This is a genomic window from Pseudomonas sp. B424 (genome assembly GCF_055408345.1).
This window is the reverse complement of sequence record NZ_JBUZTL010000011.1, coordinates 76,243-101,081: the sequence shown is the minus strand read 5'-3', so window position 1 is coordinate 101,081 and position 24,839 is coordinate 76,243. Positions and strand designations below refer to the sequence as shown.

Below are 24,839 nucleotides of genomic sequence, written 5' to 3'. Positions count from 1 at the left end.
GCACCGAACGTCAAAACAATAATTATAAGAGAACCACCCATGAGCACGATGGCGATCCTGATATCCCTTCTGTTGTTGATGTTTCTCGCCTACCGGGGCGTGACCGTACTGATTCTGGCGCCGCTGATGGCCGCCCTGGCGGTACTGCTCAGCGGTGCCGCGACGGACATCATGCCCACCTATACCCAGCTGTTCATGAAAGAGCTGGGCGCCTACCTGATCAAGTTCTTCCCCCTGTTCATACTGGGTGCGCTGTTTGGCAAACTGGTGGCGGACTCCGGGGCAGCGCATACCATTGCTGACTGGTTCATGCATCGCCTGGGCCGCCGGCACGCGATCCTCACGGTGGTGCTGGCGTGCGCCCTGCTGACATACGGCGGCGTCTCTCTGTTCGTCGTGGCCTTCGCCGTCTACCCCATCGGGGCCGCCATCTTCCGCGAGTCCGGCACCCCCAAACGCTACATGCCCGCCGCCATCGCGCTGGGTGCTTTTACCTTCACCATGACCGCACTCCCCGGCGCGCCTTCGATACAGAACGCCATTCCCACGGCCTACCTGGGCACCACCACCTTTGCGGCTCCGGGCCTGGGCATCATTGCCTCGATCGTCATGCTGTGGATGGGCACCTGGATCTTGCAGTCGCGGGCACGCAAGGCCATGGCCAACGGCGAAGGCTACGGCCCCCATGACGACGAATTACCGTCGAATGCCGGTGTAAAAAGGCCCGGACTGCTCGTAGCCCTGCTCCCCATCATCGTGGTAATCGGCCTCAACGCAGCCTTCAGCTACTGGATCCTGCCTTCGCTGGACCTGAGCGTTTTACGGGAAGAACGCTTTGGCAACATCGATCCGCAAAGCGTCATAGGGCTGTGGTCCGTGCTGTTGGCACTGATGTGCGCCATCGTATTTGTGATCCTGCTCAACTGGCGACGCTGGGAGAACCTGACGGTCACCATCAACAAAGGCACCATCGGCGCGCTACTGCCGATCTTCAACACCGCCTCGGAAGTGGCCTATGGCGCGGTGATCGCCGGCATGGCCGGGTTTGCAGTGATCAAAGACACCATTCTCAATGTCTCGCCGGATCACCCGCTGATATCGGCCGTGCTCAGCATGAACGTGCTGGCGGGTATTACCGGCTCCTCGTCCGGTGGCCTGAGCATCGCCTTCCGTACCCTTGGCAGTGACTATCTGCGCATGATCGAGGCTGCGGGCATCAGCCCTGACCTGTTTCACCGGGTCGCCACCATTGCTGCCGGAGGGCTGGACACCCTGCCCCACTCCGGCGCGGTGATCACCCTGCTGGCGATCTGCAACCTGACGCACCGCCAGTCCTACCCGCAAATATTCATGATGACGACCGTTGTGCCTATGACCGCTTTGCTGGTGGTAATGGTGCTGGGTTCAACGTTCGGCAGCTTCTGACCATGGCGCATAACAACAAGGATTTGACCATGAACACTTCGCCCACCGCTGCCGACCACCCGCACTCGGGTACCCCGGAACGTTTCAACATCGCACAGGTGTGTTGCGACCGCTGGGCCGCTGAACCAGAGCGCATTGCGATCATTCAGAAAAACGCCGACGGCTCGGTTCAGCAACACAGCTTTCTGACCTTGCAACAGCACGCCAACCGCCTGGCCAACAGCTTGCGCGAGCAAGGTGTGCAGGCGGGTGACCGGGTCGGGATCATGCTGCCACAAGGCCTGGAGGCTGGTACCGCACACATCGCGCTGTACAAGCTGGGGGCGATCGCGGTTCCGCTGTTCAAACTGTTCGGTACCGATGCCATCGAGCATCGGGCGTCAAACTGTGCCATGCGCGCCCTGATCACTGACGCCAGCGGCCTGCAGAAGATCGAAGGCATCCGGGCAAACCTCCCCGATTTACAGCTGTGCTATGTCATCGATGCACCCGCGCAGCGTGCCGACGTGCTGGATTACCATGAGCAACTCAAGCGCCACAGCGACCAGTTCGCGACCCTCGACACGGCGGCGCAAGACCCGGCCCTGATCATCTACACCTCAGGCACCACGGGCCACCCCAAAGGTGCGCTGCATGCCCATCGCGTGCTGCTCGGACACCTGGCCGGCGTGCGCAGCTCCCACGACGGCTTCCCCCAGCCCGGGGACCGGATGTGGACCCCGGCCGACTGGGCGTGGATTGGCGGATTGCTCGACGTACTGTTGCCAGCCTGGTACCACGGCGTACCAGTGGTGGCTTACCGCGCCGACAAGTTTGTCGCCGAAGAGGTGTTCGGACTGATCGAAGAGCTGGATATCAGGAATGTCTTTTTCCCGCCAACGGCTCTCAAACTGCTGCGCCCGGTAGAAAACCCGCAGCAGCGCTGGCAGCTTTCACTGCGCTCGGTCGCCAGTGGCGGCGAGTCGCTGGGTGACGAGCTTCTGGCCTGGGGCGATCAGGCACTGGGGGTGCGGATCAACGAATTCTACGGCCAGACAGAGTGCAATCTGGTGGTTTCATCCTGCGCCAGCCAGGGCATCTACCGGGCCCACGCCATAGGCCGGGCAGTCGACGGCTACAACGTTGCGATCATCGATGACTATGGCGTGGTGGTGCCAACCGGTGACTCTGGGCACATTGCGGTGGCGACACCCAACGGCAGCCAGATGCTGCGCTATTGGGAAAACACCCGGGCCACCGAGGAAAAGTACATCAATGGCTGGCTGGTGACTGGCGACAAGGGCTCGATGGATGCAGACGGCTACATCTTCTTCCTTGGGCGCAATGATGACGTCATCACCAGCGCCGGCTATCGCATTGGCCCTACGCCAATCGAAGACTGCCTGATCAAGCACCCGGCGGTAAAACTGGCGGCTGCCATCGGAAAAAAAGACCCGATCCGCACCGAGGTGGTCAAGGCCTTCGTCGTACTCAACGAAGGCTACGCCGCCAGCGACGCCACCATAAAACAACTGCAGGCCCACGTCCGCGCCCAGCTGGCGGCCCATGAGTACCCCCGCGAAATCGAATTCCTCGACGAACTGCCGATGACCACCACGGGCAAAATCATTCGCAAGGCCCTGCGCGAACGCGAAGAACAACGAACTGCCATGGAGCTTGATGCATGAATTTTTTAGGAAAAGCCTTCGACGAAATCACCGAGGGTGAAACCTTCGGCCAGTCGCTGACCATCGACGCCTCGCACATCAGCCGTGCCTGCGGCATGTTTGGCGACTTCAACCCGCTGCACAGCGATGCCGAGTTCTGCGCCAAAAGCCGTTTCGGCAGGCCTATCCTGCACGGCCCGATGACCAGCGCCTTTATGTCCGCCTCCATCGGCATGTACTTCTACGGTACTGCCGTGGCGTACCTTGAGCACAATTGCCGGTTCGTCGCCCCGGTGTTCGCGGGCGACACCCTGAGCGTCCAGTGGACGATCACCCAGACCCTGGAAAAACCCCGCAGCAACGGCGGCATTGCCGTATTGCGCGGTCAATGCACCAACCAGCGCGGCGAACAGATTGCCGAGGCCACCGGCAAAATCCTGCTCAGTAACCGCACGCATCTGGCTGCCACACAAGCGGTCTGATCAAGCCCTGCCCCTGAACCGTCGGCCCGGACAGCTCAGGGGTAACGGGTTGGTTACTCGAGCAGCTCGACATAGCAAGACTCCCCACCACCGGTCGACCCGGACAACCAGCCCCAGACAAAACTTCGAGGGGTTTTACCGCACTGGGCTGGAGCGGCTCAAGGCGGTGGTCGGGGCCATGGACTGACAGTCACCCTGACTGACAAACCAGTCCTTTCGACTTTCAAACGTACTCACGATCAAGTCCACCAGCATCTGCACAGCCTCGGGGTGGCGCCCCTCGGCATTGACCGCCATCCATGCCCGGCGCTGCAGGGTGTCGGGCAGCAGGCCGGGCAAGGCGATCAGGTCGCGGTCAAAGCTGCTCATGTAGCGCGGCAGCAACCCGATGCAGCCGCCACAGCGGATCATTTCCAGCATCAGCGAGTAGTCATTCACTTGCACCACTGAGCTCAGGCGCTGTTCCACCAGAGTGTTCCAGGGCCGCAGGGCTTCAATGTGCCGGTCGGGTTGCCATTGCACCAGCATGTAGTCGATCAGGTCTTCGAGAGTCTCGGGACGGGTGATCTGCCGTGAGTAGCGTTTGGCGATATGGGGCAGGTAATTCAGGCAGGCCAGGGGTTTTGCTGGCTGGATATGAAAGCTGGGGCCCGGGTCGGGGGATTCCATGCCCGACAGCCACAGCACCAGGTCGGCCTCAACGGTTTGCAGGGCTTGCTTGCCGTCGAGGGAGATGATCTCCAGCCGCACGCTGGCGTTGCGGCGCAACAGGGCAATCAGGTCGCGGCCGAGAATGTCATGCAGGATCGGTTCGGCAACGGCCAGACGGATAAGTGGTTGTTCGATCTGCGGCAAGCGCCGGTCCCGGGCGATCAGCAGCGCCTGCAACTGCTCCCCCGCCGGGCTGAGCACCAGTGTCCGGCCCTGGCCGATGAACAACGTGCAGTGCACCTGTTCTTCCAGTTCCAGCAGCCGTTTACGCAACAGCGTGGTCTTGACGTTCAGGCTGCGGGCCGCCTGGGAGAAACAGCCGCAACGGGCGCTGGCCAGAAAGTAGCGGACCACCTCGGGTGGCACCGTGTCTGCCAGGCTCTGGACGGGCGCTGGCAATTCGCTGTGCACATGGTCGCGCTGGCGGGTTTGAGGTGCCGTCGGTTCGAAAAATGTCATGGGGACTCCCTGTCTTGTTGGTCTTCTGCGTCCTGGCCTTGCGTGATTGCCTGCTCGAGAATCTTGTTCAGTTCTGCGCCGTCGATACTCAAGAGCGCCAAGGCATGCCTTCCAGGTATGCCTTGGCGCTTTATTCCTGACGTTGGGCGCTCCCCAGGAAAACTTACATCCTGAAGCCCGTTTATGAACGTGCTGTTACGGTAACTTCAAAACGAGCATCGCCCGCCAGTATCGAGAATCTTTCTCAAAGGGATGGCAGGCATGATAGAAACGTTATACAGTAACCATATCTTGTAACCCTTCCCTGCCTGTGATCCCTGAATGACGACCTCGACCCAAGCCCCGCCATCATCCCGACGCCTGCTGTCCATCGATGCCCTACGGGGCCTGGTGATTCTTTTCATGCTGCTGGACCACGTGCGCGAGACGTTCTTTTTGCACCGTCAGGTGGCCGATCCGATGAACATCGAAATCACCGACCCGGCGCTGTTTTTCAGCCGCACTCTCGCTCACCTGTGTGCCCCGGTGTTTGTGTTGCTCACCGGCCTTTCAGCGTATTTGTACGGCGAAAAATATCAGGGCACGCGGGATGTCTCGGCGTTTCTGTTCAAGCGCGGCCTTTTTCTGGTGGTGCTGGAATTTACCCTGGTGAACTTCGCCTGGACTTTCCAGTTCCCGCCCACCGTGATTTACATGCAGGTGATCTGGGCCATCGGGGTCAGCATGATCGCCCTTGCCGCGCTGGTGTGGCTGCCACGCCCCCTGCTGCTGTTGCTCGGCATCGCCATCATCGCCGGGCATAACTTGCTCGACACCCTGCACTTTCCGGTCGGTTCGGCGATGCATGTGCCCTGGGCCATCCTGCATGACCGGGGCTGGATCGAGTTCTCTGACAGCTTGCGTCTGCGCACCTCGTACCCGGTATTGCCGTGGATCGGCGTGATCGCGCTGGGCTACTGCATGGGCCCCTGGTTCGCCCGCTCGGCCTGTGCCGCCACACGCCAGCGTTACCTGTTGCTGGCCGGTGCCGGTGCGTTGCTCGGGTTTGTCGCGCTGCGTTTGCTCAATGGTTACGGCGAGGCACCGTGGACGAATTACAGCAATGCCACGCAAACCCTGATGAGTTTTTTCAACATCACCAAGTACCCGCCTTCGCTGCTGTTCATCACCTTGACCCTGGGCCTCGGGCTTTTGCTGTTGCGGGGTTTTGAACGTGCCCGGCAAGCGCCATGGATCCGTACCCTTGCGGTGTTCGGCGCGGCACCGATGTTCTTCTACCTGCTGCACCTGTACGTGCTCAAAGTGCTGTATCTGGCATGCGTTGGCCTGTTCGGCCTGAACCAGGGCAGCTACTTCGGTTTTGACGGCATCGGCGCTGTCTGGTTGACAGCCGTACTGCTGGCCGCCGCACTGTACTTGCCAGTACGCTGGTTTGCCGGGCTGAAAGCGCGTCGTCGGGATATCACCTGGCTCAAGTATTTCTGAATCTGCAACAACCCCGGCAACAAGATCAAATATCATTGCTCGCCGTTTCGCCTTCCACGAAACGGCCCCGCAACCACCTGGGCATCCAGCATCAGTTGGCCATTTAAAAAGAGGTACAGGCGCATTACCTCACTGACTCATTTGACGGTACGCAAGTCCTGCGATTCCGTTATTCCTGATTGATCAAATGGATAGCTGAACATGCGAATTTCATCCCTGACCCTTTTACTTGGCGCCACCCTGCTGTGCTCCGCCGTGCAGGCCCAGACCCACGAAGTGAAAATGCTCACCCGCAGTGCCACCGCCGGCATGGTCTTTGACCCGGACTACCTGCAGGTAGCACCCGGTGACACGGTCAGGTTTGTGCCCACCCAAAGCGGTCACAACGCGGCCACATTGCCCGGGCTGCTGCCCGATGGCGCCGAGCCGTTCAAGGGCAAGATGGACCAGCCGACCGAGCAGACCTTCAGCGTGCCTGGACTGTACGGCATCCAGTGCACACCGCACCTGGCCATGGGCATGGTGATGCTGATCCAGGTGGGCGAGCCCGCCGCCGAGCCTCCAGTGTTGCCTGCAACCTTGCCCAAACGTGCCCTCGACCGCATGAACGCTGCTCTGGCGCAGCAGGCCCGCCCTTGATCGCCGTCAAGACCCGCTCCGCCTTCCTGGTCGCCCTCGCGAGCCCATTGGCCCTGGCAGACTCTGCCCAGTCCCGGGCCAATGGCTTTATCGAAGACAGTACCTGGAGCGTGCTCAATCGCACGGTCTACGACAACCGCGAGTACCGCCACGGCGCCAGCAACAGTGGTGCGCGCAATGCCTACAAACCTCGCAATGAGCGTAATGGTTATGCCGAAGAATGGGCCTACGGGCTGATGGGCACCTTGCAGTCAGGTTTTACCCAGGGCCTGATCGGTGTGGGTATCGATGCCCACGCCTACCTCGGGGTCAAGCTGGACAGCGGCGGCGGCCGTGCCGGTAAGGCACGCCTGCTTGGGCTGGATAACGATGGCTACCCCAAGGACGATTTCAGCCGCGGGGGCGCGGCGTTGAAGCTGCGCCTGTCCGACACGGTGCTGGCCTATGGCGAACAGCGGGTCAAAACGCCGGTCTTCAGCTCATCCGACAGTCGCCTGTTGCCCGAGACCGCCACCGGGGTATTTCTCACCAGCAACGAATTCAACGCACTGAAAATGGTGGCCGGGCATTTCACCGAGAGCACCGACCGCAACGCCAGCAGCCACAACCAGGGCTTTGTGGTGAACTACTCGAATGCCGTCAAAGGGGATGCGTTTGACCTGGCCGGCATGGTTTACACCCCTAGCAAAAACCTCAGTGCCAGCCTCTACAGCTCCCGCTACCAGGACACCTGGAACCAGCAGTATCTGGGCGCCACTTTCAGCCAGGCGATTGATGAAAACCGCTCGCTGTCGCTGAACTTCAACCTGTACCGCACCACTGATGAAGGCAAGGCGCTGTCGGGCAACATCGACAACACCACCTGGAGCCTGCTGAGCACCTATGCCCAGGGCCCGCACAGTTTCAGCCTGGGTTATCAGAAGGTGCATGGCGACACGCCGTTCGACTACGTGACCCGAGGTGCGATCTTTATCACCAACGCGGTGCAACTCTCCGACTTCAATGCGCCCAACGAGCAGTCATGGCAAGCGCGCTACGATCTGGCGATGACGCCCTGGGGCATGCTCGGCCTGGTGCTCAGCGCCGCTTATGTGCGCGGCAGCCAGATCGACGGCAGCCATGTCGACCCCCGCGGCGGCTATGCCTATCTGGGTTATGGCAAAGGCGGCAAGCACTGGGAGCGGGATCTGGAAGCGCGATATGTTGTTCAGGGTGGAACTGCCAAGGGCACCATCGTGTCATTGCGACACAACATGCACCGTGGCAACACTGCACAAGCCGAGCTGGATACCGACCAGATCCGTCTGGCCATTGAGTACCCGCTAACCGGACGGTTTTAAAGCGTCAAATTGTGGCAAACGACCCGGCGGGAGTCGTTTGCCAAGCAAGCAGTCTCAGTCGGCTATCAGTGCTTCATCGCGCCATGATCATGCATCGGCATGCTGTTCAACGCGCGGGCTTTGGCGGTGACGTCGATCGATTCCCTGACACCTTTGGCGTCCTCGACGATCAGGGTCAGCGGTACGTCATCACCCTCTTTGATCTGCCCCACCAGGTCAATCAGCATCACGTGGTAGCCCTCAGGCTCGATGGCAATGGTTTTACCGGCCGGCAAGGCCACCGAAGTCACCGGTTTCATGCTCATGACGTCGTTTTTCATCGTCGATTCATGAATCTGCACGGTTTTGGCAACCGGGGATTTGACCTCAACCAGCTTGCTGTCGCGGTCAGCGGTAATGTGCATGAACGCACCACTGGCAGGCTGCCCGACGACAGTGGCGCGTACCCAGGCATCGTCCACCACGGTTTGTGCAGAAACCTGCAAGCTCAGGCCCAGCAGCGACAACAACAGATAGTTAACAGGTTTCATGGCGTTGGCTCTTTCAAAGGGAACGTGGATCAGCAGACCGACATCACGGTCAGCAGGTCTTCGGTGCACTGTTTGGCCGACAGCGAAGGCGACAGGCCGAGGCGCAAAATGCCGCGGGTATCAAACACAAAGCTGGTGGCGGTGTGGGCGATGGTGTACGACGAGCCGCTTGGCTCTTTTTCGTAAAACACCTTGAACTCTTTGGCCGTGGCGGCGGTTTCTTCCAGCGTGCCGGACAACGCAATAAAGCTCGGATCGAATGCTTTTACATAGGCATCAAGCATGGCCGGAGTGTCGCGCTCCGGGTCCAGGGTAATAAACACAACCTGCAACCGGTCGCCGTCCGGGCCCATCATTTTCTTGACCTGCGCGGCGCGCGCCAAAGCCGTTGGGCACACCGCCGGGCATTGGGTGAAACCGAAGAAAATCATCGGCATCATCCCGCGAAAACTGCCCAGCATCATCTCATTGCCCTGGGCGTCCCTGAGCTTGAACTTTCGGCCCAGGATTTCATTGCTCAAGTCTTTACCGTACTTGTACGACAAACCACTGCCTGGATCGCAACCAGCCAGCAAGCCGAGACTGAGCAAGCCAAGGCCCGCGACAACATGGCGGCGAGTCAGTAATTGATTCATGTAGGTTTCCTTTAAGCGGTCTTGATCTGACGATAAAAACCTGTGCCCTGCGCAACATCAGGCAGGGTTGTACGCTTCACGACCGTTGGTTTTCAGGTCAAGTGCGTACGATTGCTGTGGGATAGACGTGTTTCATGGGCGCAGAATTTACCACTCTCCCCGGCTGGTCGCACGGCGGGTATGCCCTCCAATGGTGCGCTTTAATCGTCCAGGCCAGCAAAACCGCGGCGATCCGGCAAGACTGCGACAAATCGACTCAGGCAGGTTCCGGGGCTTGATTCGGGCCCCTCTGCGCTGCATTCCGTTTTTTTCACATCAGCTTCACTTCGCCCCAACCTGCCCCCGATTAACGTGCCGGCTATAACTCACGTCCAACACGGGCTCGCCAATGGAAAACATGGTTGCGGCTGTACCTTACAAGTCACAGGCCCTTGGCCTGGAGCGCTGGGCCATACCCGGCCTGATCCTGGCCTTTGTGCTGTTCTACCTGGTGCCTTTGATGAGCCACGGGTTGTGGATCCCTGACGAAACCCGCTATGCCCAGATCAGCCAGGAGATGCTCCAGAGCGGCAATTGGGTCGCGCCGCATTTCATGGGTCTGCGCTACTTCGAGAAGCCGATTGCCGGTTACTGGATGATCGCCATCGGGCAAGCGGTGTTCGGGGACAACCTGCTCGGGGTGCGCATCGCCTCGGCGCTCAGCACCGGCCTGAGTGTGTGCCTGGTGTGGTTGATCGCCGGGCGGCTGTGGAATGACCCGCTCAAGCGCTTCGCCAGCACCCTGCTCTACATGAGTTTTGGGCTGGTCGCAGGGCAAGCCGGCTACGCCAACCTGGACCCGCAATTCACCTTTTGGGTCAACCTGAGCCTGGTAGCGCTCTGGTTCGCCTTTGACAGCCAGACCCGCCGTGGACGCCTGTGTGCCTGGGGCGTTCTGGGCCTCGCCTGCGGCATGGGTTTCATGACCAAGGGCTTTCTGGCCTGGCTGTTGCCAGTGGTCATCGCCGTGCCCTATGCCCTGTGGCAGCGCCGGATGAAGGACGTTCTGAGCTACGGCCCGCTGGCAATTCTGGTGGCTGTGGCAGTGTGCTTGCCGTGGGCACTGGCGATCCAGCACCAGGAGCCCGATTTCTGGCAGTTCTTCTTCTGGAATGAGCACATCCGTCGTTTTAGCGCCACCGATGCTCAACATACCCAGCCCTGGTGGTTTTACCTGCCTATCCTGCTGGCAGCCAGCCTGCCGTGGGCGGCAATGTTGCCCTCAGCCGTGATCGATGCCTGGAAGCAAAAACGCCAGCCTGCGATCGGCTTTCTGTTGCTGTGGATGCTGCTGCCCCTGGCCATTTTCAGCTTGAGCAAGGGCAAGCTGCCCACCTACATCATGCCGTGCCTGTTGCCTTTGGCGCTGTTGATGGGCCATGCACTGGCGACATGGATTGTCCGGGCACGCAGCCGCACAATCCGCATCAATGGCGTACTCAATACGCTGCTGGCCATGGCCGGGCTGGTGGGGTTGCTCTACGTGCAACTCACCCGTCCGGTCTACGACAACACCGAAGTCTTCAGCCTGTCGCTGGGGTACATCGTGTTGCTGGGCTGGTTGCTGAGCAATGCCTTGCAAGCCCTGCGCCCCTTGCAACTGTGGGCCGCTCCGGCCCTGGGCATGGGGTTGCTGGTAGCCTTGTTGCCCGCAGCAATGCCGGGCGAGATCGTGAACAGCAAAATGCCTGATCAGTTTATTGCCGAGCATGTGCAGGAGCTGGCCCAGACCAGCACCTTGCTGAGCAATGACCTGGGTGCCGCTTCGGCCCTTTCCTGGCGTCTGGGCCGACCTGACGTCAGCCTCTACAACACCGTGGGCGAACTGAAGTACGGTTTGAGCTATGCCGATTCAGCTGCGCGTCAGGTGGATATGGATAACATCGGCCGCTGGATGAAAGAAGCCCGGCTGCGCGGCTCTGTGGGCGTGGTCATGCGGGTTCATTCAGCACTGGAAACCCAGGAAGTCGAGCTGCTGCCCTTGGGCGGCAAACGCTACGAGCGTGGCAATCTGGCGATATTCATCTTCCCCAAGGTTCAGCCTTAAATGATCGAAATCAAACCCTGGAACTCCGGGCAAAAGGCTTTGCTGGTGTTGCTGGCCGTGTCTGCCGTGCTGTTGTTGCTGGGCCTGGGGTCGCGGGAGCTCTGGGGCCCGGAAACCCGCTGGGCCAATATCGCCCTGCAAATGCTGCAAAGCGGTGACTATCTGGACCCTTACCTCAAGGGCTCGCCGTACTACGACAAACCTTTGCCCTCCTATTGGCTGATTACCGCCACCGCCGGGCTGATGGGCGGTCTGGGCCATTGGTCGCTGCGCCTGTCGTCGGTGTTTGCCGCCTGGCTGAGTGTCTGGCTGGTGTACGCGATCGGCGAACAGCTGTTTCGCAAAGGCACCGGGCTGATTGCCGGCTGGATGCTGGCCACAACCTTTTACTTTGTGTTTTGGGCCCGGGTGGCCACGGCCGACATTCTGACCGTGTTCGGCCTGCTGGCGGCGGTGTGGTGGTACTGGCGCGGGCCAGAAGACACGCGCCTGAGCCGGTACTGCGTGTTTTTTCTGTTGCTGGCAGTGACTTCACTGCTCAAGGGCCTGATCGGTTTCATCCTGCCCGGGCTGGTGCTGCTGCCTCATCTGTTGAGCGAGCAACGCTGGAAACGTCACCTCAACCTGCGCCTGGTGGTGGCGCTATTCATTGCCGGGGCGGTGTACATGCTGCCCTTTGTGTTGTCGCATCTGTATGGCGCGATCGACTATGGCGAGAGCGGATTGGGCCTGGTGCTGCGTGAAAACGTGGTGCGCTTCTTCAACCCATTCGACCATATGGGGCCGATTTACACCTATCTGATCTACTTGCCGGCGTACACCCTGCCGTGGGCACCGTTCTGGATGATCGGGCTCTGGGTCGCCGTGCGCCAGTGGCGGCATATCGAGCCCAATACGCGTTGGCTGGTGTGGGGGCTGGGGTTGCTGTTTGTATTCTTCACCGCCAGCGGCAGCCGGCGCAGCTATTACGTGTTGCCGCTGGTGCCCTTTGCCCAGCTACTGGCCGCCTGGTGGGTCACGCGGCGCATCGCCCAAGGCAAAAGCAGCATCCGGGGCTGGAAGATCGGCTTTGGTGTCAGCGCCACCTTGCTGCTGTTGGTACTGGGTGTGGTCTACCCCTGGTCCAACGGGGGTGGCGGGGTTGTCCAGTTCGGTCAGGACGTCAAGGCGCGGGCCAGCGAGCAAGCTCCCTGGGAGCAGTGGCGCATGGTAATGATCGATGTCGATAACAAATTGCCGATGTATGTGCAGAACCAGGGCGAACCGTTTTTCTATGTCGACCAGGGCCAGGACTTCCCCCGCGAAGGCGACAGTGCCGGATTGATGGCCTGGCTGGACAAAACCAGCGGCCAGCATTTCAACCCGCAGCGCACACTGATTTTCGCCCAGTACCGCAGCGGCGACCCCCTGCCCCTTGGCTACCTGAGCGTGGATCACCAGACCATCACCAGCCAGCCCGATAACGGTGACCGGCTGCTGCATCAGCGTGAAGGCGGGAGCGTGGTGTACATCCCGGGAGGGCAATAGGGCTGCATTACGTAAGAGAGAGTTCATTTGAAGGTCAGATATTTCTTTTTGTATCTAAAGAGAATCTATATCATTTGCCTTTTCATCCGCACGGAAGCTGATCTCTCCCTACTTATTGCGGAAACCCTATGCTGCCTCCCTTTCGTTTGACTTCAATTGCGGGCGCCCTGCTCGGCATTTTAGGTGCATCACTGTGCAGTGCGGCCCATGCCGGGCAGGCAACCGGCAATACCCTGACTCTGGACAGCACCGCCATTTCTGCCGATGAACTGCCGCAAAGTGCACTCCCCCCCGTGTACAGCGGTGGCCAGGTGGCACGCGGCGGCGAGTTGGGTGTATTGGGCAACCAGGACATCATGGATGTGCCCTTCACCATGTCGAGCTACACCTCGCAGCTGATCGAAGACCAGCAAGCCGAAAGCATTGGCGATGTGCTGCTCAACGACTCCTCGGTGCGCCAGTCCTTTGGTTACGGTAACGCGGCACAGGTGTTTGTGATTCGTGGCTTGCCCCTCAATAGCGACGATATTTCGTACAACGGCTTGTACGGCGTGCTGCCCCGCCAAGTGATCAGCACTGACAGTCTTGAGCGGGTCGAAGTGTTCAAGGGCCCCAACGCCTTCATCAACGGCGTGACGCCTACCGGTTCCGGCGTGGGCGGTGGCATCAACCTGCAACCCAAGCGTGCGCAGGACACCCCTACCCGGCGCTTTACCACGGATATCTCCAGCAGCGGTCGCGTGGGTGAGCACCTGGACATTGGCCAGCGTTTCGGCACCGACAACCAGTTCGGCATCCGCGTGAACGCGGCACAGCGCGAGGGTGACACCGCCGTCGACGCCGAAAACCAGCGCACCAAGCTGTTTGCCCTGGGCCTGGATTACCGGGGTGACCGTCTGCGGCTATCGACCGATTTTGGCTATCAAAAACAGCGTATCAACGGCAATCGCAACACCGTGTACGTGCCCCTTACACTGACCGCCATCCCCCATGCGCCGGATGCAGACACCAATTACAGCCAGAAATGGACCTTCACCGAGCTGGAAGACACCTACGGCATGGCCCGCGGTGAATATGATCTGAACGATCAGTGGACGGTGTATGCCGCCGCCGGAGCCAAGCACACCCGCGAAACGGGCAATTACTCCACCCCTACCCTGCGCAGTACCGCCGGCGCGACGACTGCGTCGAACATGTTTGTCGCCCATGATGAAGACAACCGCAGCGCCATGGCGGGCCTTCGCGGCAAATTGCAGACGGGCCCGGTCAGCCATCAAATCAATTTCGGCCTGACAGGTATCTGGGCAGAGCAACGCTCGGCCTACGCACTGAGCACCAGCTTCAACAACAACTTGTACAACCCCATAGATGTGCCCAAGCCCTCGGATTATCCGTACGTCGGCGGCGATATCAACGATCCCGGCATTGTTGGCAAGACCATCAACCGCAGCGTGGCGATTTCCGACACCCTGGGTTTTGTCGATGACCGCATCCTGCTGACCTACGGCCTGCGCAAGCAAAACCTGAAAGTCGATGGCTGGAATTACGGCGGCAACCGCACCGCGACTTACGACGAGTCAATCACCACGCCGGTTTACGGGCTGGTGCTCAAACCCTGGGAAGGCGTGTCGCTCTACGCCAACCGCATTGAAGGCCTGGCCCAAGGCCCGATCGCACCGGCAACAGCAGGCGGCGCACCCGTCTCTAACGTCGGCCAGGTTTTCGCCCCGGCGCGTTCCAAACAGGTCGAAGCCGGGATCAAGTACGACCACGGCACCTTTGGCGCCAGCTTCGGCGTGTACCGCATCGAACAGCCAAGCGACGGCTATGTGGATGGGCAAAACACCTATGTGCGCCAGGGGACTCAGCGTAATCGCGGGGTTGAACTCAATATCTTCGGCGAGCCGCTGGATGGCCTTCGTTTGCTGGCCGGTGCCACGCTGATGGACACGGAACTGAGCGGCACCAAAAACGGCGCCAACGATGGCAACCGGGCGATTGGCGTGCCCAAGTTCCAGTACAACCTGGGCGCTGACTGGGATGTGCCGGGGGTAGAGGGCGTAGCCGTGAATGCGCGCATGTTGCGCACCGGTGGCCAGTATGCGGACGAAGCCAATAACTTGAGCATTCCAGCCTGGAACCGTTTCGACCTGGGCGCACGCTACAGCTTCGATGTAGAGCAACGGGCCGTCACCCTGCGGGCCAACCTGGAAAACGTTGCCAATACCAGTTACTGGGCCTCGGCCAATGGCGGCTACCTGAGCCAGGGCGAACCCCGTTCGTTGAAAGTCTCGGCCACTGTCGATTTTTGAGGCGCTGGCGCCACAAGCCGGATATGTGGCTTGTGGCTTGAGGCTTAGAGAATCCGGTACAACAACCGCTCGATCCGCACCCGGCTCACCCGGCGCAGGAACTTGGCCACCGCTGGCGGGTATTGCGCCAGGGTTTCCAGATCCTTGAAGTTGCTGATCCGCTGGGTGTGGGCAAAGATGGCGTCCAGCTCTTTGCGCCGGGGTTCGAGCAATTCACGCCGCGGATCATCGATCAGCAGCCCGTTTTCCAGATCCAGCCGGAACGCGCGCGGGTTGAGGTTATTCCCGGTCAGCAAGGTATAGCGGTCATCCACCCACATGCCTTTGAGGTGATAGGTGTTGTCGCCTTCACGCCACAGATGCAGGTTCAGCAAGCCGTTATCGATCATGCGCTGATGGCTCTTGGCGAACCGGCGCAGGCTCAACTCGTACAGATACGGCAACGCCGCGATGACCTTGAAGGGCTCGCTCGGCGGGATGTAGAAGTCGTTGGCCGTCTTGTCGCCGACCACGATATCAATCCTCACACCGCGCTCCAGGGCCCGATTGATTTCGCGGGTCACGGGCAGCGGCAGGTTGAAGTACGGCGTGCAGATCGTCAGCTGTTGCTGGCTGGTGGCGATCAGTTCGCAAATCACCCGGCTCAGCGGGTTGTTTTTGCCAACCCCCAGCAGCGGGCTGACCGACAGGCCAAAGTGGCCGACGGTACCGGTGCTGGTGTCGTAGCTGGCTTTTTTCAGATGGCTGCGCAAGTCACCAATGGCACTGCGCAGGCTGCGGGTGGTCGGCAGCGTTGGCAGGTCCAGGCGATGCACGGCCCTGGTCTCGATCAGGTCTTGCTGGACAAAGCGCTGCATGGTGTCGGCCAACTGCTTGTTGTGCAGCAGGTGGTAACGGTCGAAACGGTACTTGTCGAGCTTGTGCAGGTAGACGTTGTTGAGGCTCGCGCCGCTGTAGATCACGCAGTCGTCGACAACAAAGCCTTTGAGGTGCAAGACCCCGAACAGCTCGCGGGTTTGCACCGGCACGCCATAAATCGGTACATGGGTCGGGTGTGCTGCGGTTTGCGCCTGATACCAGGCCGCATTGCCGGGCTGCTTGCCCGCACCGATCAGGCCACGCTGGGCCCGCAGCCAGTCGACCACCACCAGGATTTCAAGTTCGGGGCGCGCTGCCTTGGCGGCGTGCAGGGCATCCAGGATCTCCTGGCCGGCCTCATCCTGCTGCAGGTACAAGGCCACCAGCGTGATGCGATGGCGTGCGCCCGCGATCTGCTCCAGCAGGCAGCGACGAAATTCAGCCGCACTGGGCAAGATGCTGAACGCATCGGCGGACAACGGAAAGCTGCGCAGTTTGGGCAGCAAGGAGCGTTTGAAGAGCGACGGCATAGGGCTCGCTAAGGGTCGAATGCGAAGAACCGCAAAGCTTACACGAATCTGTGACCTGTAGTCGCTGACGAGGCACCTGGCAGCGTCCCCCATCGCAGCCTCGTGCCTCGACCCTCGCTTACCGTGCCGACAAGCTCAGCAAACGCGCAATGTCCCGCGCCCGATCTGTCAGTAGTTGCGGCGCCCGGGCGCAGGCGTCCTGCAGGCTCATCGGGCCGCTGGTCAAGGCGAATGCCGCGTTGATCCCGTGCTCGTAAAGGGCCTGATAACCCTCGCCCAGGGTGCCGGCCAACACCACCACCGGCACGCCTTGGGCCCGGGCGATGCGCGCAACGCCAAAGGGGGTCTTGCCGCGCAAGGTCTGCGCATCGAAACGGCCTTCACCGGTGATCACCAGATCGGCCCCCTTGACCGCCTCGGCCAGCCCCACCAGCTCTGCCACCACTTCAACCCCGGCGCGGAACTGCGCGCCGAAAAACGCCTTGGCGGCAAAACCCAGCCCGCCTGCGGCCCCCGAGCCAGGCTCCTGGCGCACATCCTTGGGCAGGACCCGGGCGCAATGATCGGCAAAGTGCCCCAGCGCCTGATCCAGTAGCCGGACCTGCTCGGGTGAGGCGCCTTTTTGCGGGCCAAAAATCGCCGAGGCACCCTGCTCCCCGCACAGCGGGTTATTAACATCTGCGGCAATCTCAAAGCGTACCCGGGCCAGTCGCGGGTCCAGGCCGCCCAGATCGATACGGGCCACCCTGGCCAATGCCAGACCGCCGCGCGCCAGGCTGTTGCCCTGCTCGTCGAACAGCCCCAGGCCCAACGCTTGCAGCGCACCGGCCCCGGCATCATTGGTGGCACTGCCGCCGATGGCCAGGATGACGCGCTGGGCGCCCGCATCCAGCGCGGCCCTGATCAACTCGCCGGTGCCGAACGTGCTGCTGATGCACGCATCGCGCTGCCCCGGCGCAACCAGCTGCAAACCGCTGGCTTCAGCCATTTCAATGATTGCCGTGTGGCTGTCCGGCAGCCAGCCCCAATGGGCCTCGACGGGCGCCCCCAACGGGCCCTGCACCTGATTGCGGCGTAACTGGCCATTGCCCGCGGCCACAATGGCCTCAACCGTGCCCTCGCCGCCGTCAGCCATCGGGCATTTGACCAGCTGCGCCTGGGGGAAAACATCGGCCAGGCCGGCGGCAATGGCATCGGCGACTTTTTCGGCACTCAGGCTGTCTTTGAACGAGTCGGGGGCAATCACGATTTTCATGGGGCGCATCTCCAGTTCTTATGCATCCATGCTGCCAGTAACCGGGCATAAACACGCCAGTCGGGCGCACAAGCAATCACAGGGTTTGTTGTTCATTCTGACAATCAGCTCTGCGCCAGCAACTGTACGCCCAGGTACAAGGCCAGCATCCCGTTGAGGCTCAAGGGGTCGACCCCGCTCAATTCGGCAATACGTTCCATGCGATAGCGCAGGCTGTTGCGGTGAATGCCCAGGGCATCTGCACAGGCCTGGCTCTGGCCGTCGTGTTCACACCAGCTGCGCAGCGTGGCAATCAGCTGGCCGTTGCTGTCCTTGGCGACCACCTTGTGCAACGGGCCGAGCAACTCTTCAAGGGCATCGTCATTGCGATGGCGCCACAGCATCACCGGCAACCGGTACCGGTTGAGGGTCAGCAGCCGTGTTTGCGGCAACACATCACGGCCATAGGCCAATAAATCCCCGACCCGGCGATAACAGCGGCGCAAGCCTTTGAGTGCATCGGCCTGGCCGCCTGCCGCAATGCGCAGCACCTGCCAGCCCTGGCTGTCGAGTTTCTCCAGCAGGCGCAGATCATCGAGCGCAGCCGTTGCCGGCCGGCACCACAACAGCGAACCCGTTGCGGGGCTCACGCACCAGCTGTCCGGATAGCGCGATTGCAGCCACGCACTCAGGGCCTCGGCACTTTGGCCCTTGCCCAGCTCGAACAGATACGGAATCCGCGACAGCTGTGGCTTGAGCCCCAGTTGCTGGGCCTCGTCGATCAGCCGCGGGGAGTCGCCGCCCTCGCTCAGCAACAAGGCCACCAGATCATCGCAGCGCTGACGCCGCCACTGTTGCTCGGCCTGCTGATGGCGCTGGCCAACCAGCATTTCGGCGGTCATGCGCACCAGTTCGGCGTAAGTGCGCAGCAGTTCCGGCTCGCCTGTAAGGCCCAGCACGCCGATGAGCCGCTGATCCAGCAGCAGTGGCAGGTTGATGCCCGGCTGCACGCCCTTGAGGCACTTGGCGGTTTGGGCGTCGATTTCGACCACCCGTCCATTGGCCAGCACCAGTTGCGCCCCTTCGTGCCGGGTATTGATACGCTCGGGTTCGCCACTGCCCAGGATCAGGCCCTGGCTGTCCATAACGTTAACGTTGTACGGCAAAATGGCCATCGCGCGATCCACGATGTCCTGCGCCAAATCATGATCCAGTTCGAACATAGGGTGACAATCCTTGTAAACGTTTGTTCACGGGCACAGGTGACACGCCAAAATGCTGTGCAACAGCACAAAGACAGCAGCGTTGCGGTGACCGAGACTCAAGCAGCGGTCAACGTTACCCCTGGATCGTGAAAAAACATAATAAAGAGAGACATAAGATGTCACAGAGCGCCGCCGCGTCGCTGATCAGCGATGACGATAAAAACGCCATCTACAAGCGCATCACCTTGCGTTTGATCCCCTTCATTTTCATCTGCTATCTGTTCAATTACCTCGACCGGGTAAACGTCGGCTTTGCCAAGTTGCAGATGCTCGACGCACTGAAGTTCAGCGAAACCGTCTACGGCCTGGGTGCCGGGATCTTCTTCATCGGCTACGTGCTGTGCGGCGTGCCGAGCAACCTGGCCCTCACCCGGTTCGGCCCGCGCCGCTGGATCGCGGTGATGATGATTGCCTGGGGCACCTTGTCGACCTGCCTGATGTTTGTCACCACTCCTGCCGGGTTCTACACCCTGCGCTTGCTGACCGGCGCCGCTGAAGCGGGTTTCTTTCCGGGCGTGGTGCTGTACCTCTCGCAGTGGTTTCCGAGCTTTCGCCGGGGCCGGATCATGGCACTGTTCATGTGCGCCATCCCTGTCTCGGGCCTGATCGGCGGACCATTCTCGGGCTGGATTCTCAGCCACTTCGCTGCAGGTCAGGGCGGTCTAGCCGGCTGGCAATGGATGTTCCTGCTGCAAGGGATTCCCACTGTGGTGCTGGGCGGCCTGGCGATTTACCTGCTCAGTGACAGCTTTGCCAACGCCAAATGGCTGGGCGCGCATGAGCGTGCGGTGCTGGAAGCGGACCATCGTCTGGATGCCGCCAGCAAACCGGCCGGCGCTGCGACCGACTCGCTGTTGGCGGTGTTCAAGAATCCGGCCATCTGGGCCTTTGGCCTGATCTACTTCTGCATCCAGAGTGGCGTATATGCGATCAACTTCTGGCTGCCCTCGATCATCAAGAGCCTGGGCTTCAGCGACACTCTGGTGATCGGCTGGATCAGCGCGATCCCGTACCTGCTGGCGGCGGTGTTCATGCTGCTGGTGGGCCGCTCCGCTGATCTGCACAAGGAGCGCCGCTGGCATTTGGTGGTCCCGATGCTGATGGGCGCCGTGGGCCTGGTGATTGCGGTGAATTTCGCCACACAGCCGGCCATTGCGATCCTGGGCCTGACCATCGCCACCATGGGCGCCCTGACCGGTTTGCCGATGTTCTGGCCGGTGCCTACCGCGATGCTCCGCGCAGGGGCCGCAGCGGGCGGTCTGGCTCTGATCAACTCGATGGGGCAGATGGCCGGCTTCCTTAGCCCGTACCTGGTGGGTTTTGTAAAAGACGCCACCGGCTCCACTGATGCGGCCCTGTACTTCCTGGCCGCCGTGATTGTGGGCGGCAGCCTGCTGGCATTGCGCATGACCCGGGGCATTAAAAACGCATAATCGAGCACAGCCTGTGGGAGCCGGGCTTGCCCGCGATGGTAGCGCTGAGGTTTGACGGTGAAACCGAGTTGTCTGCATCGCGAGCAAGCCCGCTCCCACATCTAATCAAGAATTTGCCCTACAGCTCACAGGGCCTCAAGCTACGCACTTCTAATAATCAAAATGCGTGTTTCAACGAGGCTGTTGTGTCCAAAGGTATTGTTCTATCAGTTCTGGCATCGAGCCTGTTCGGTGTCATGTATTACTTCACATCCCTGCTCTGGCCCTTGAGCGGCGCCGAAATCTTCGGCTGGCGGATGCTCCTGACCCTGCCCTGCATGACCCTGTTCATGTGCTTCTCCGGCGATTGGCGGCTGGTACCGGTGATCGTCTCGCGGCTTCGTGCGCAACCCCGGTTCGTTGCCGTGCTGGCCGCGTCCAGCGCACTGGTGGGGGTCCAGCTCTGGCTGTTTTTGTGGGCACCGCTCAATGGCCACAGCCTTGACGTCTCCCTGGGTTACTTCCTGTTGCCGCTGACCATGCTTCTTACCGGGCGCATGGTGTATGGCGAACAGCTCTCGCATCTGCAAAAAATCGCCGCGGCACTGGCTACCCTGGGGGTCGCCAACGAGGTGTACCGGGTGGGCGGTTTTTCCTGGACCACGCTGCTGGTTGCCATCGGCTATCCCCTGTATTTCGTGCTGCGCAAACGCGCAGGCACCGACAACCTGGGCGGCCTGTGGGTAGACATGTTGCTGCTGATGCCGGTGGCATGGTGGTTTGTGCAAAGCGGTGAGCAAGGGTTTGATGTGGCAAGCCAGCGCCCGGCCCTGTATGCGCTGATCCCCCTGCTGGGTGCCATCAGTGCCCTGGCGCTGATCAGCTACATCCTGGCCAGCCGCATGCTGGCCTTCAGCTTGTTCGGCCTGCTCAGCTACGTAGAGCCGGTGTTGCTGGTGCTGGTGGCATTGCTGCTGGGCGAAAGCATCAGCGCGGGGCAATGGATGACTTACCTGCCCATCTGGCTGGCCGTGGTGGTGCTGATTTTTGAAGGTTTCAAACATCTGGTGCGTCAGCGCAGGTCGATGTAACGGCCTGAGGGGGCCGAAATACACGGCTCCCACGCCTGTTGACGGTTTTGCTGGCGACCGTTAATCGTTTATTTCAAAAACACGAACGCTCGTTTAAAACGACTTTGGCCCAGTATTTGCTTGGACTTTTTGCAGTTGATCACACATAACAAGAATCAGTCCCAAGTAACTGGTTTAAAAGACATTTGCCAACGACCCCCAACAGCCTCAAGCTAAATACCCACTCAAACGAGTAACGTTGTAGATCCATTGAGGTTGTTGTGTCTAAAGGCATTGTTTTATCGATTTTGGCTTCCTGCTTGTTCGGCGTCCTGTACTGGTTCACTTCCCTTCTCTGGCCCCTCGATGGCCAGGAAATCTTCGGCTGGCGAATACTGATATCGCTGCCCTTCATGACACTCTTTATCTGCCTCTCCGGCGACTGGAAATGGGTTCCCATAATTTTCAATCGCTTACGCGCCAAACCTCTACTGATTCCTTGCGTGCTGCTCACCAGTTTCCTGGTCGGCCTGCAGCTCTGGATGTTTATGTGGGGGCCGCTCAACGGGCACGGTCTGGATGTGTCGCTGGGTTACTTCCTGCTGCCGCTGACGATGATCCTCACCGGACGCATCGTGTATGGCGAACACCTGTCACATCTGCAAAAAATCGCCACGGCCCTGGCCGTCATCGGTGTTGCCAACGAGTTGTACCGCACTGGCGGTTTCTCCTGGACCACTCTGGTGGTTGCCATCGGTTACCCGATGTACTTCGTACTGCGTAAAAAGATCGGTATCGATAACCTGGGCGGCCTGTGGCTGGACATGTTGCTGATGGTGCCGGTTGCGCTGTGTTTTGTACTGGCAGGTTCCCATGTCGATCTCGGCGAGCAGCGCCAGGCGCTTTATGCCCTCGTCCCCCTGATGGGCATCATCAGTGCGGCGGCAGGCTTCGCGTATATTCTGGCCAGCCGCCTGTTGCCGTTCAGCCTGTTCGGTCTGCTCAGCTACGTTGAGCCCGTACTGCTGGTCGCCGTCGCCCTGTTGCTGGGTGACAGCCTGGAAGATGGCCAGTGGCTGACCTACGGCCCGATCTGGCTCGCGGTGGTGGTGCTGATCATTGAAGGCTTGAAGCATGTGAGCCGCCAACGTCGCTCCATCTAAGCCGCAACTCCTCGCTTCAAGCCGGCAACCATAGCTTGAAGCGAGCGCCGCCCAGCGGCGACTGCTCAACGCTCAGCGTACCGCCCTGGGCTTGCAGGGCACGCCGACTGATCGCCAGCCCCAGGCCAAAGCCCCCGGTCGCCCGGTCCCGGCTGCGATCCAGACGATAGAAGGGTTCAAAAATCCTTTCGCGTTCCTGCTCGGGAATCCCGATGCCATCGTCATCCACCCACAGCTCACAGCCTTGCGCCGTGACGGTCACCCCCACTTGAATCCGCCGGTCGCAGTAACGCATGGCATTGCGCAGCAGGTTCTGCAGCGCCCGTGCAGTCAGGCGCGGGTCAAGGGCAAAGCGTTCCTGGGTGCCGTGCAGCAGAACGTCCAGCACGATATCGGGAGCCTCCAGCTCTTCATCGAAACTGCCCAGAATGCTGTCGATAAATTCATCCAGTGAAACCTCTACCCGCTCAGGTACCAGCGAAGGGCTTTGCAGGCGGCTGAATGACAACAGCTCCAGCACCAGCTCATCCAGCTCGCGTATGTGCCCCACCAGCACTTGCAAGCGCTCGCGGCTGTCCTTGGGCAGGTCGTCGCACAACACCAGCGCCAGGCCAAAGTCCAGGCGGGTCAAGGGAGTACGCAATTCATGGGACACGGCGTTAAGCAAATCACGCTGTTGATTGAGCAGGTTTTCCACGTCCTGGGCCATGGTGTCGAATACCGTGGCCAGGCCGTGGATGTTGGAACGCTGGGATATCTGCGTACGCTCGCTCAACTGTCCCTGACCAATGCGTGCGGCCGTGCGCTTGAGCCGCTCCAGATCTCGCCAGTGCGGGCGCAGCCACAGCAGCAAACCGCCGAGCAAGGCCGCGCCGATCAACACGTTGATGCTCCAGTACAGCACATTCATGTCCAGCGGATCGGGGGGCATGACCCATTCAATGGCCTGCTGACTATCCAGCGGCGACACCACCAGCGTTCGCCAGCCCCAGTCGCCGATGCGCACTACGCCCTGGCCTTGCTGCAGTTGCAGTTGCTCCCGGGCATTGAACTTGGGATCGGTGATAGGCAGCAGATTGACCCGCATCGGCTTGAACTGTGTGTCGAGTTCACGGGCAAGGTCGGGCCATTGCTCGGCCGGCAGCTGATGGAACTGTTTGACCAGCAGGGCCTGCATGCCCCGCGACATGTCCACGTTGTAGCTCACGAAGCGATCATGGAACAGGTTCACGACCACCCCCGGCACCAGGAAGATACCCATGGCGAATGTAACGATCGTGACCAGGTACAGCCGTATCAGAACCTTGAACATGGGCTCAACATTCCCATTCCGAGCGGCTGAACAAGTAACCCTTGCCCCACACGGTCTTGATCTTGCGCGCTTCGCCGGCGCAGTCATCAAATTTGCGCCGCAGCTTGGAGATCGCCACATCCACCGAACGGTCAGTGCCGTTGAACTCGATACCCCTCAGCCGCTGCAGGATCTGATCGCGGCTCAGCACTTCGCCGGCATGCCGTGCCAGCACCACCAGCAGATTGTATTCACCGCTGGACAGCTCGATTACCTGACCGCGCCAGGTAACCGAACGTTCAGACAAGTCGATGCACAGGTTGCCGATCATGATCCGGTCACTGGCCACCTGGGGCTCGGCCAGGCTGCTGCGGCGCAAAAGAGTACGTACCCGGGCGAGCAATACACGGGGCTCGCAAGGTTTTGTCACATAATCGTCTGCACCCATCTCTAGCCCCAGGACCTGATCATGACTATCGTCGCGGGCTGTCAACATCAGGATCGGCAGGCTGGCCGACTCGGTACGCAGCAAGCGGCAGACCTGCAGGCCATCGAGGCCCGGCAACATCAGGTCAAGAATGACCAGATCAGGGGGATTGCTTCTTGCTCTGTCACATACTTGATCGCCACGGGCGATCACGCTGACTTGATAGCCATTGCGCTCCAGATAGCTGGCAATCAGCTCAGAGAGCGCGACGTCGTCTTCGACCAGCAAAATAGTGGGCATAATAAATGCTTA

General features: G+C 60.5%; 20 protein-coding genes. 12 read left to right on the top strand and 8 right to left on the bottom strand.

Going from position 1 to position 24,839, the window contains the following annotated elements; all coding sequences use genetic code 11:
- Positions 1-39: 39 nt before the first annotated feature.
- Genes ACZRMS_RS14905 through ACZRMS_RS14895 form a run of 3 tightly spaced genes read left to right on the top strand, consistent with a single transcriptional unit; the run spans position 40 to position 3,553 of the window.
- Entirely contained in the window at positions 40-1,425 is a 1,386-nt protein-coding gene (locus ACZRMS_RS14905; RefSeq protein WP_463995860.1) for a GntP family permease, read from the top strand.
- Between the two features lie 29 nt (positions 1,426-1,454).
- Positions 1,455-3,092 carry an AMP-binding protein gene (locus tag ACZRMS_RS14900; RefSeq protein ID WP_463995859.1) on the top strand — a complete coding sequence of 546 codons (1,638 nt, stop codon included), beginning with the start codon at positions 1,455-1,457 and terminating at the stop codon, positions 3,090-3,092.
- Positions 3,089-3,553: a MaoC family dehydratase gene (locus ACZRMS_RS14895; RefSeq protein ID WP_463995858.1), complete on the top strand. Its 465-nt coding sequence runs from the start codon at positions 3,089-3,091 to the stop codon at positions 3,551-3,553. Before ACZRMS_RS14900 ends, ACZRMS_RS14895 begins: the two co-directional genes overlap by 4 nt.
- A gap of 135 nt (positions 3,554-3,688) precedes the next feature.
- On the opposite strand, the gene ACZRMS_RS14890 is transcribed toward ACZRMS_RS14895, so the two are convergent.
- Complete coding sequence (locus ACZRMS_RS14890) at positions 3,689-4,723, bottom strand: LysR family transcriptional regulator (protein ID WP_463995857.1); 1,035 nt, start codon at positions 4,721-4,723, stop codon at positions 3,689-3,691.
- 321 nt (positions 4,724-5,044) lie between these two features.
- Here ACZRMS_RS14890 and ACZRMS_RS14885 point away from each other — a divergent pair, with 321 nt between their 5' ends.
- The 3 genes from ACZRMS_RS14885 to ACZRMS_RS14875 all read left to right on the top strand — a co-directional run bounded on the left by ACZRMS_RS14885 (position 5,045) and on the right by ACZRMS_RS14875 (position 8,187).
- Positions 5,045-6,208 carry an acetyltransferase domain-containing protein gene (locus tag ACZRMS_RS14885; RefSeq protein ID WP_463995856.1) on the top strand — a complete coding sequence of 388 codons (1,164 nt, stop codon included), beginning with the start codon at positions 5,045-5,047 and terminating at the stop codon, positions 6,206-6,208.
- A 201-nt stretch (positions 6,209-6,409) separates the two neighbouring features.
- Positions 6,410-6,847: a pseudoazurin gene (locus ACZRMS_RS14880; protein WP_463995855.1), complete on the top strand. Its 438-nt coding sequence runs from the start codon at positions 6,410-6,412 to the stop codon at positions 6,845-6,847.
- Positions 6,844-8,187, top strand: coding sequence for an OprD family porin (locus ACZRMS_RS14875; protein WP_463995854.1), 1,344 nt, complete (start codon positions 6,844-6,846; stop codon positions 8,185-8,187). The genes ACZRMS_RS14880 and ACZRMS_RS14875 overlap by 4 nt, the downstream gene beginning before the upstream one ends.
- Positions 8,188-8,252: 65 nt before the next feature.
- On the opposite strand, the gene ACZRMS_RS14870 is transcribed toward ACZRMS_RS14875, so the two are convergent.
- Both ACZRMS_RS14870 and ACZRMS_RS14865 read right to left on the bottom strand, forming a co-directional pair.
- A complete protein-coding gene (locus ACZRMS_RS14870) occupies positions 8,253-8,717 on the bottom strand; it encodes a copper chaperone PCu(A)C (RefSeq protein ID WP_463995853.1) in 465 nt (154 codons plus the stop codon).
- A 29-nt stretch (positions 8,718-8,746) separates the two neighbouring features.
- Complete coding sequence (locus tag ACZRMS_RS14865) at positions 8,747-9,352, bottom strand: SCO family protein (RefSeq protein WP_048361935.1); 606 nt, start codon at positions 9,350-9,352, stop codon at positions 8,747-8,749.
- Between the two features lie 388 nt (positions 9,353-9,740).
- Between ACZRMS_RS14865 and arnT the strand changes: the two genes are divergently transcribed.
- From arnT to ACZRMS_RS14850, 3 genes are all read left to right on the top strand, one after another.
- Positions 9,741-11,438, top strand: coding sequence for a lipid IV(A) 4-amino-4-deoxy-L-arabinosyltransferase (gene arnT, locus ACZRMS_RS14860; protein WP_463995852.1), 1,698 nt, complete (start codon positions 9,741-9,743; stop codon positions 11,436-11,438).
- Positions 11,439-12,965 carry an ArnT family glycosyltransferase gene (locus tag ACZRMS_RS14855; RefSeq protein WP_463995851.1) on the top strand — a complete coding sequence of 509 codons (1,527 nt, stop codon included), beginning with the start codon at positions 11,439-11,441 and terminating at the stop codon, positions 12,963-12,965.
- Between the two features lie 128 nt (positions 12,966-13,093).
- Entirely contained in the window at positions 13,094-15,277 is a 2,184-nt protein-coding gene (locus ACZRMS_RS14850) for a TonB-dependent receptor (protein WP_463995850.1), read from the top strand.
- A 44-nt stretch (positions 15,278-15,321) separates the two neighbouring features.
- On the opposite strand, the gene pssA is transcribed toward ACZRMS_RS14850, so the two are convergent.
- The 3 genes from pssA to ACZRMS_RS14835 all read right to left on the bottom strand — a co-directional run bounded on the left by pssA (position 15,322) and on the right by ACZRMS_RS14835 (position 19,122).
- Positions 15,322-16,665 carry a CDP-diacylglycerol--serine O-phosphatidyltransferase gene (pssA, locus tag ACZRMS_RS14845; RefSeq protein WP_463995849.1) on the bottom strand — a complete coding sequence of 448 codons (1,344 nt, stop codon included), beginning with the start codon at positions 16,663-16,665 and terminating at the stop codon, positions 15,322-15,324.
- A gap of 118 nt (positions 16,666-16,783) precedes the next feature.
- On the bottom strand, positions 16,784-17,920 hold the full coding sequence (locus ACZRMS_RS14840) for a glycerate kinase (RefSeq protein WP_463995848.1): 1,137 nt from the start codon (positions 17,918-17,920) through the stop codon (positions 16,784-16,786).
- 104 nt (positions 17,921-18,024) lie between these two features.
- Positions 18,025-19,122, bottom strand: a complete 1,098-nt coding sequence (locus ACZRMS_RS14835; protein ID WP_463995847.1) for a sugar diacid recognition domain-containing protein — start codon at positions 19,120-19,122, stop codon at positions 18,025-18,027.
- 158 nt (positions 19,123-19,280) lie between these two features.
- On the opposite strand from ACZRMS_RS14835, the gene ACZRMS_RS14830 reads away from it, so the two are divergent.
- The 3 genes from ACZRMS_RS14830 to rarD (ACZRMS_RS14820) all read left to right on the top strand — a co-directional run bounded on the left by ACZRMS_RS14830 (position 19,281) and on the right by rarD (ACZRMS_RS14820) (position 22,809).
- Positions 19,281-20,597: an MFS transporter gene (locus ACZRMS_RS14830; RefSeq protein WP_463995846.1), complete on the top strand. Its 1,317-nt coding sequence runs from the start codon at positions 19,281-19,283 to the stop codon at positions 20,595-20,597.
- Positions 20,598-20,782: 185 nt separating this feature from the next.
- Positions 20,783-21,667, top strand: a complete 885-nt coding sequence (gene rarD / locus ACZRMS_RS14825) for an EamA family transporter RarD (RefSeq protein ID WP_463995845.1) — start codon at positions 20,783-20,785, stop codon at positions 21,665-21,667.
- 260 nt (positions 21,668-21,927) lie between these two features.
- A complete protein-coding gene (rarD, locus tag ACZRMS_RS14820) occupies positions 21,928-22,809 on the top strand; it encodes an EamA family transporter RarD (RefSeq protein WP_463995844.1) in 882 nt (293 codons plus the stop codon).
- 16 nt (positions 22,810-22,825) lie between these two features.
- Here the strand turns inward: rarD (ACZRMS_RS14820) and ACZRMS_RS14815 are convergent, their stop codons facing one another.
- Positions 22,826-24,121, bottom strand: coding sequence for an ATP-binding protein (locus ACZRMS_RS14815; protein WP_463995843.1), 1,296 nt, complete (start codon positions 24,119-24,121; stop codon positions 22,826-22,828).
- 4 nt (positions 24,122-24,125) lie between these two features.
- Complete coding sequence (locus tag ACZRMS_RS14810) at positions 24,126-24,827, bottom strand: response regulator (protein ID WP_463995842.1); 702 nt, start codon at positions 24,825-24,827, stop codon at positions 24,126-24,128.
- Positions 24,828-24,839 lie beyond the last annotated feature (12 nt).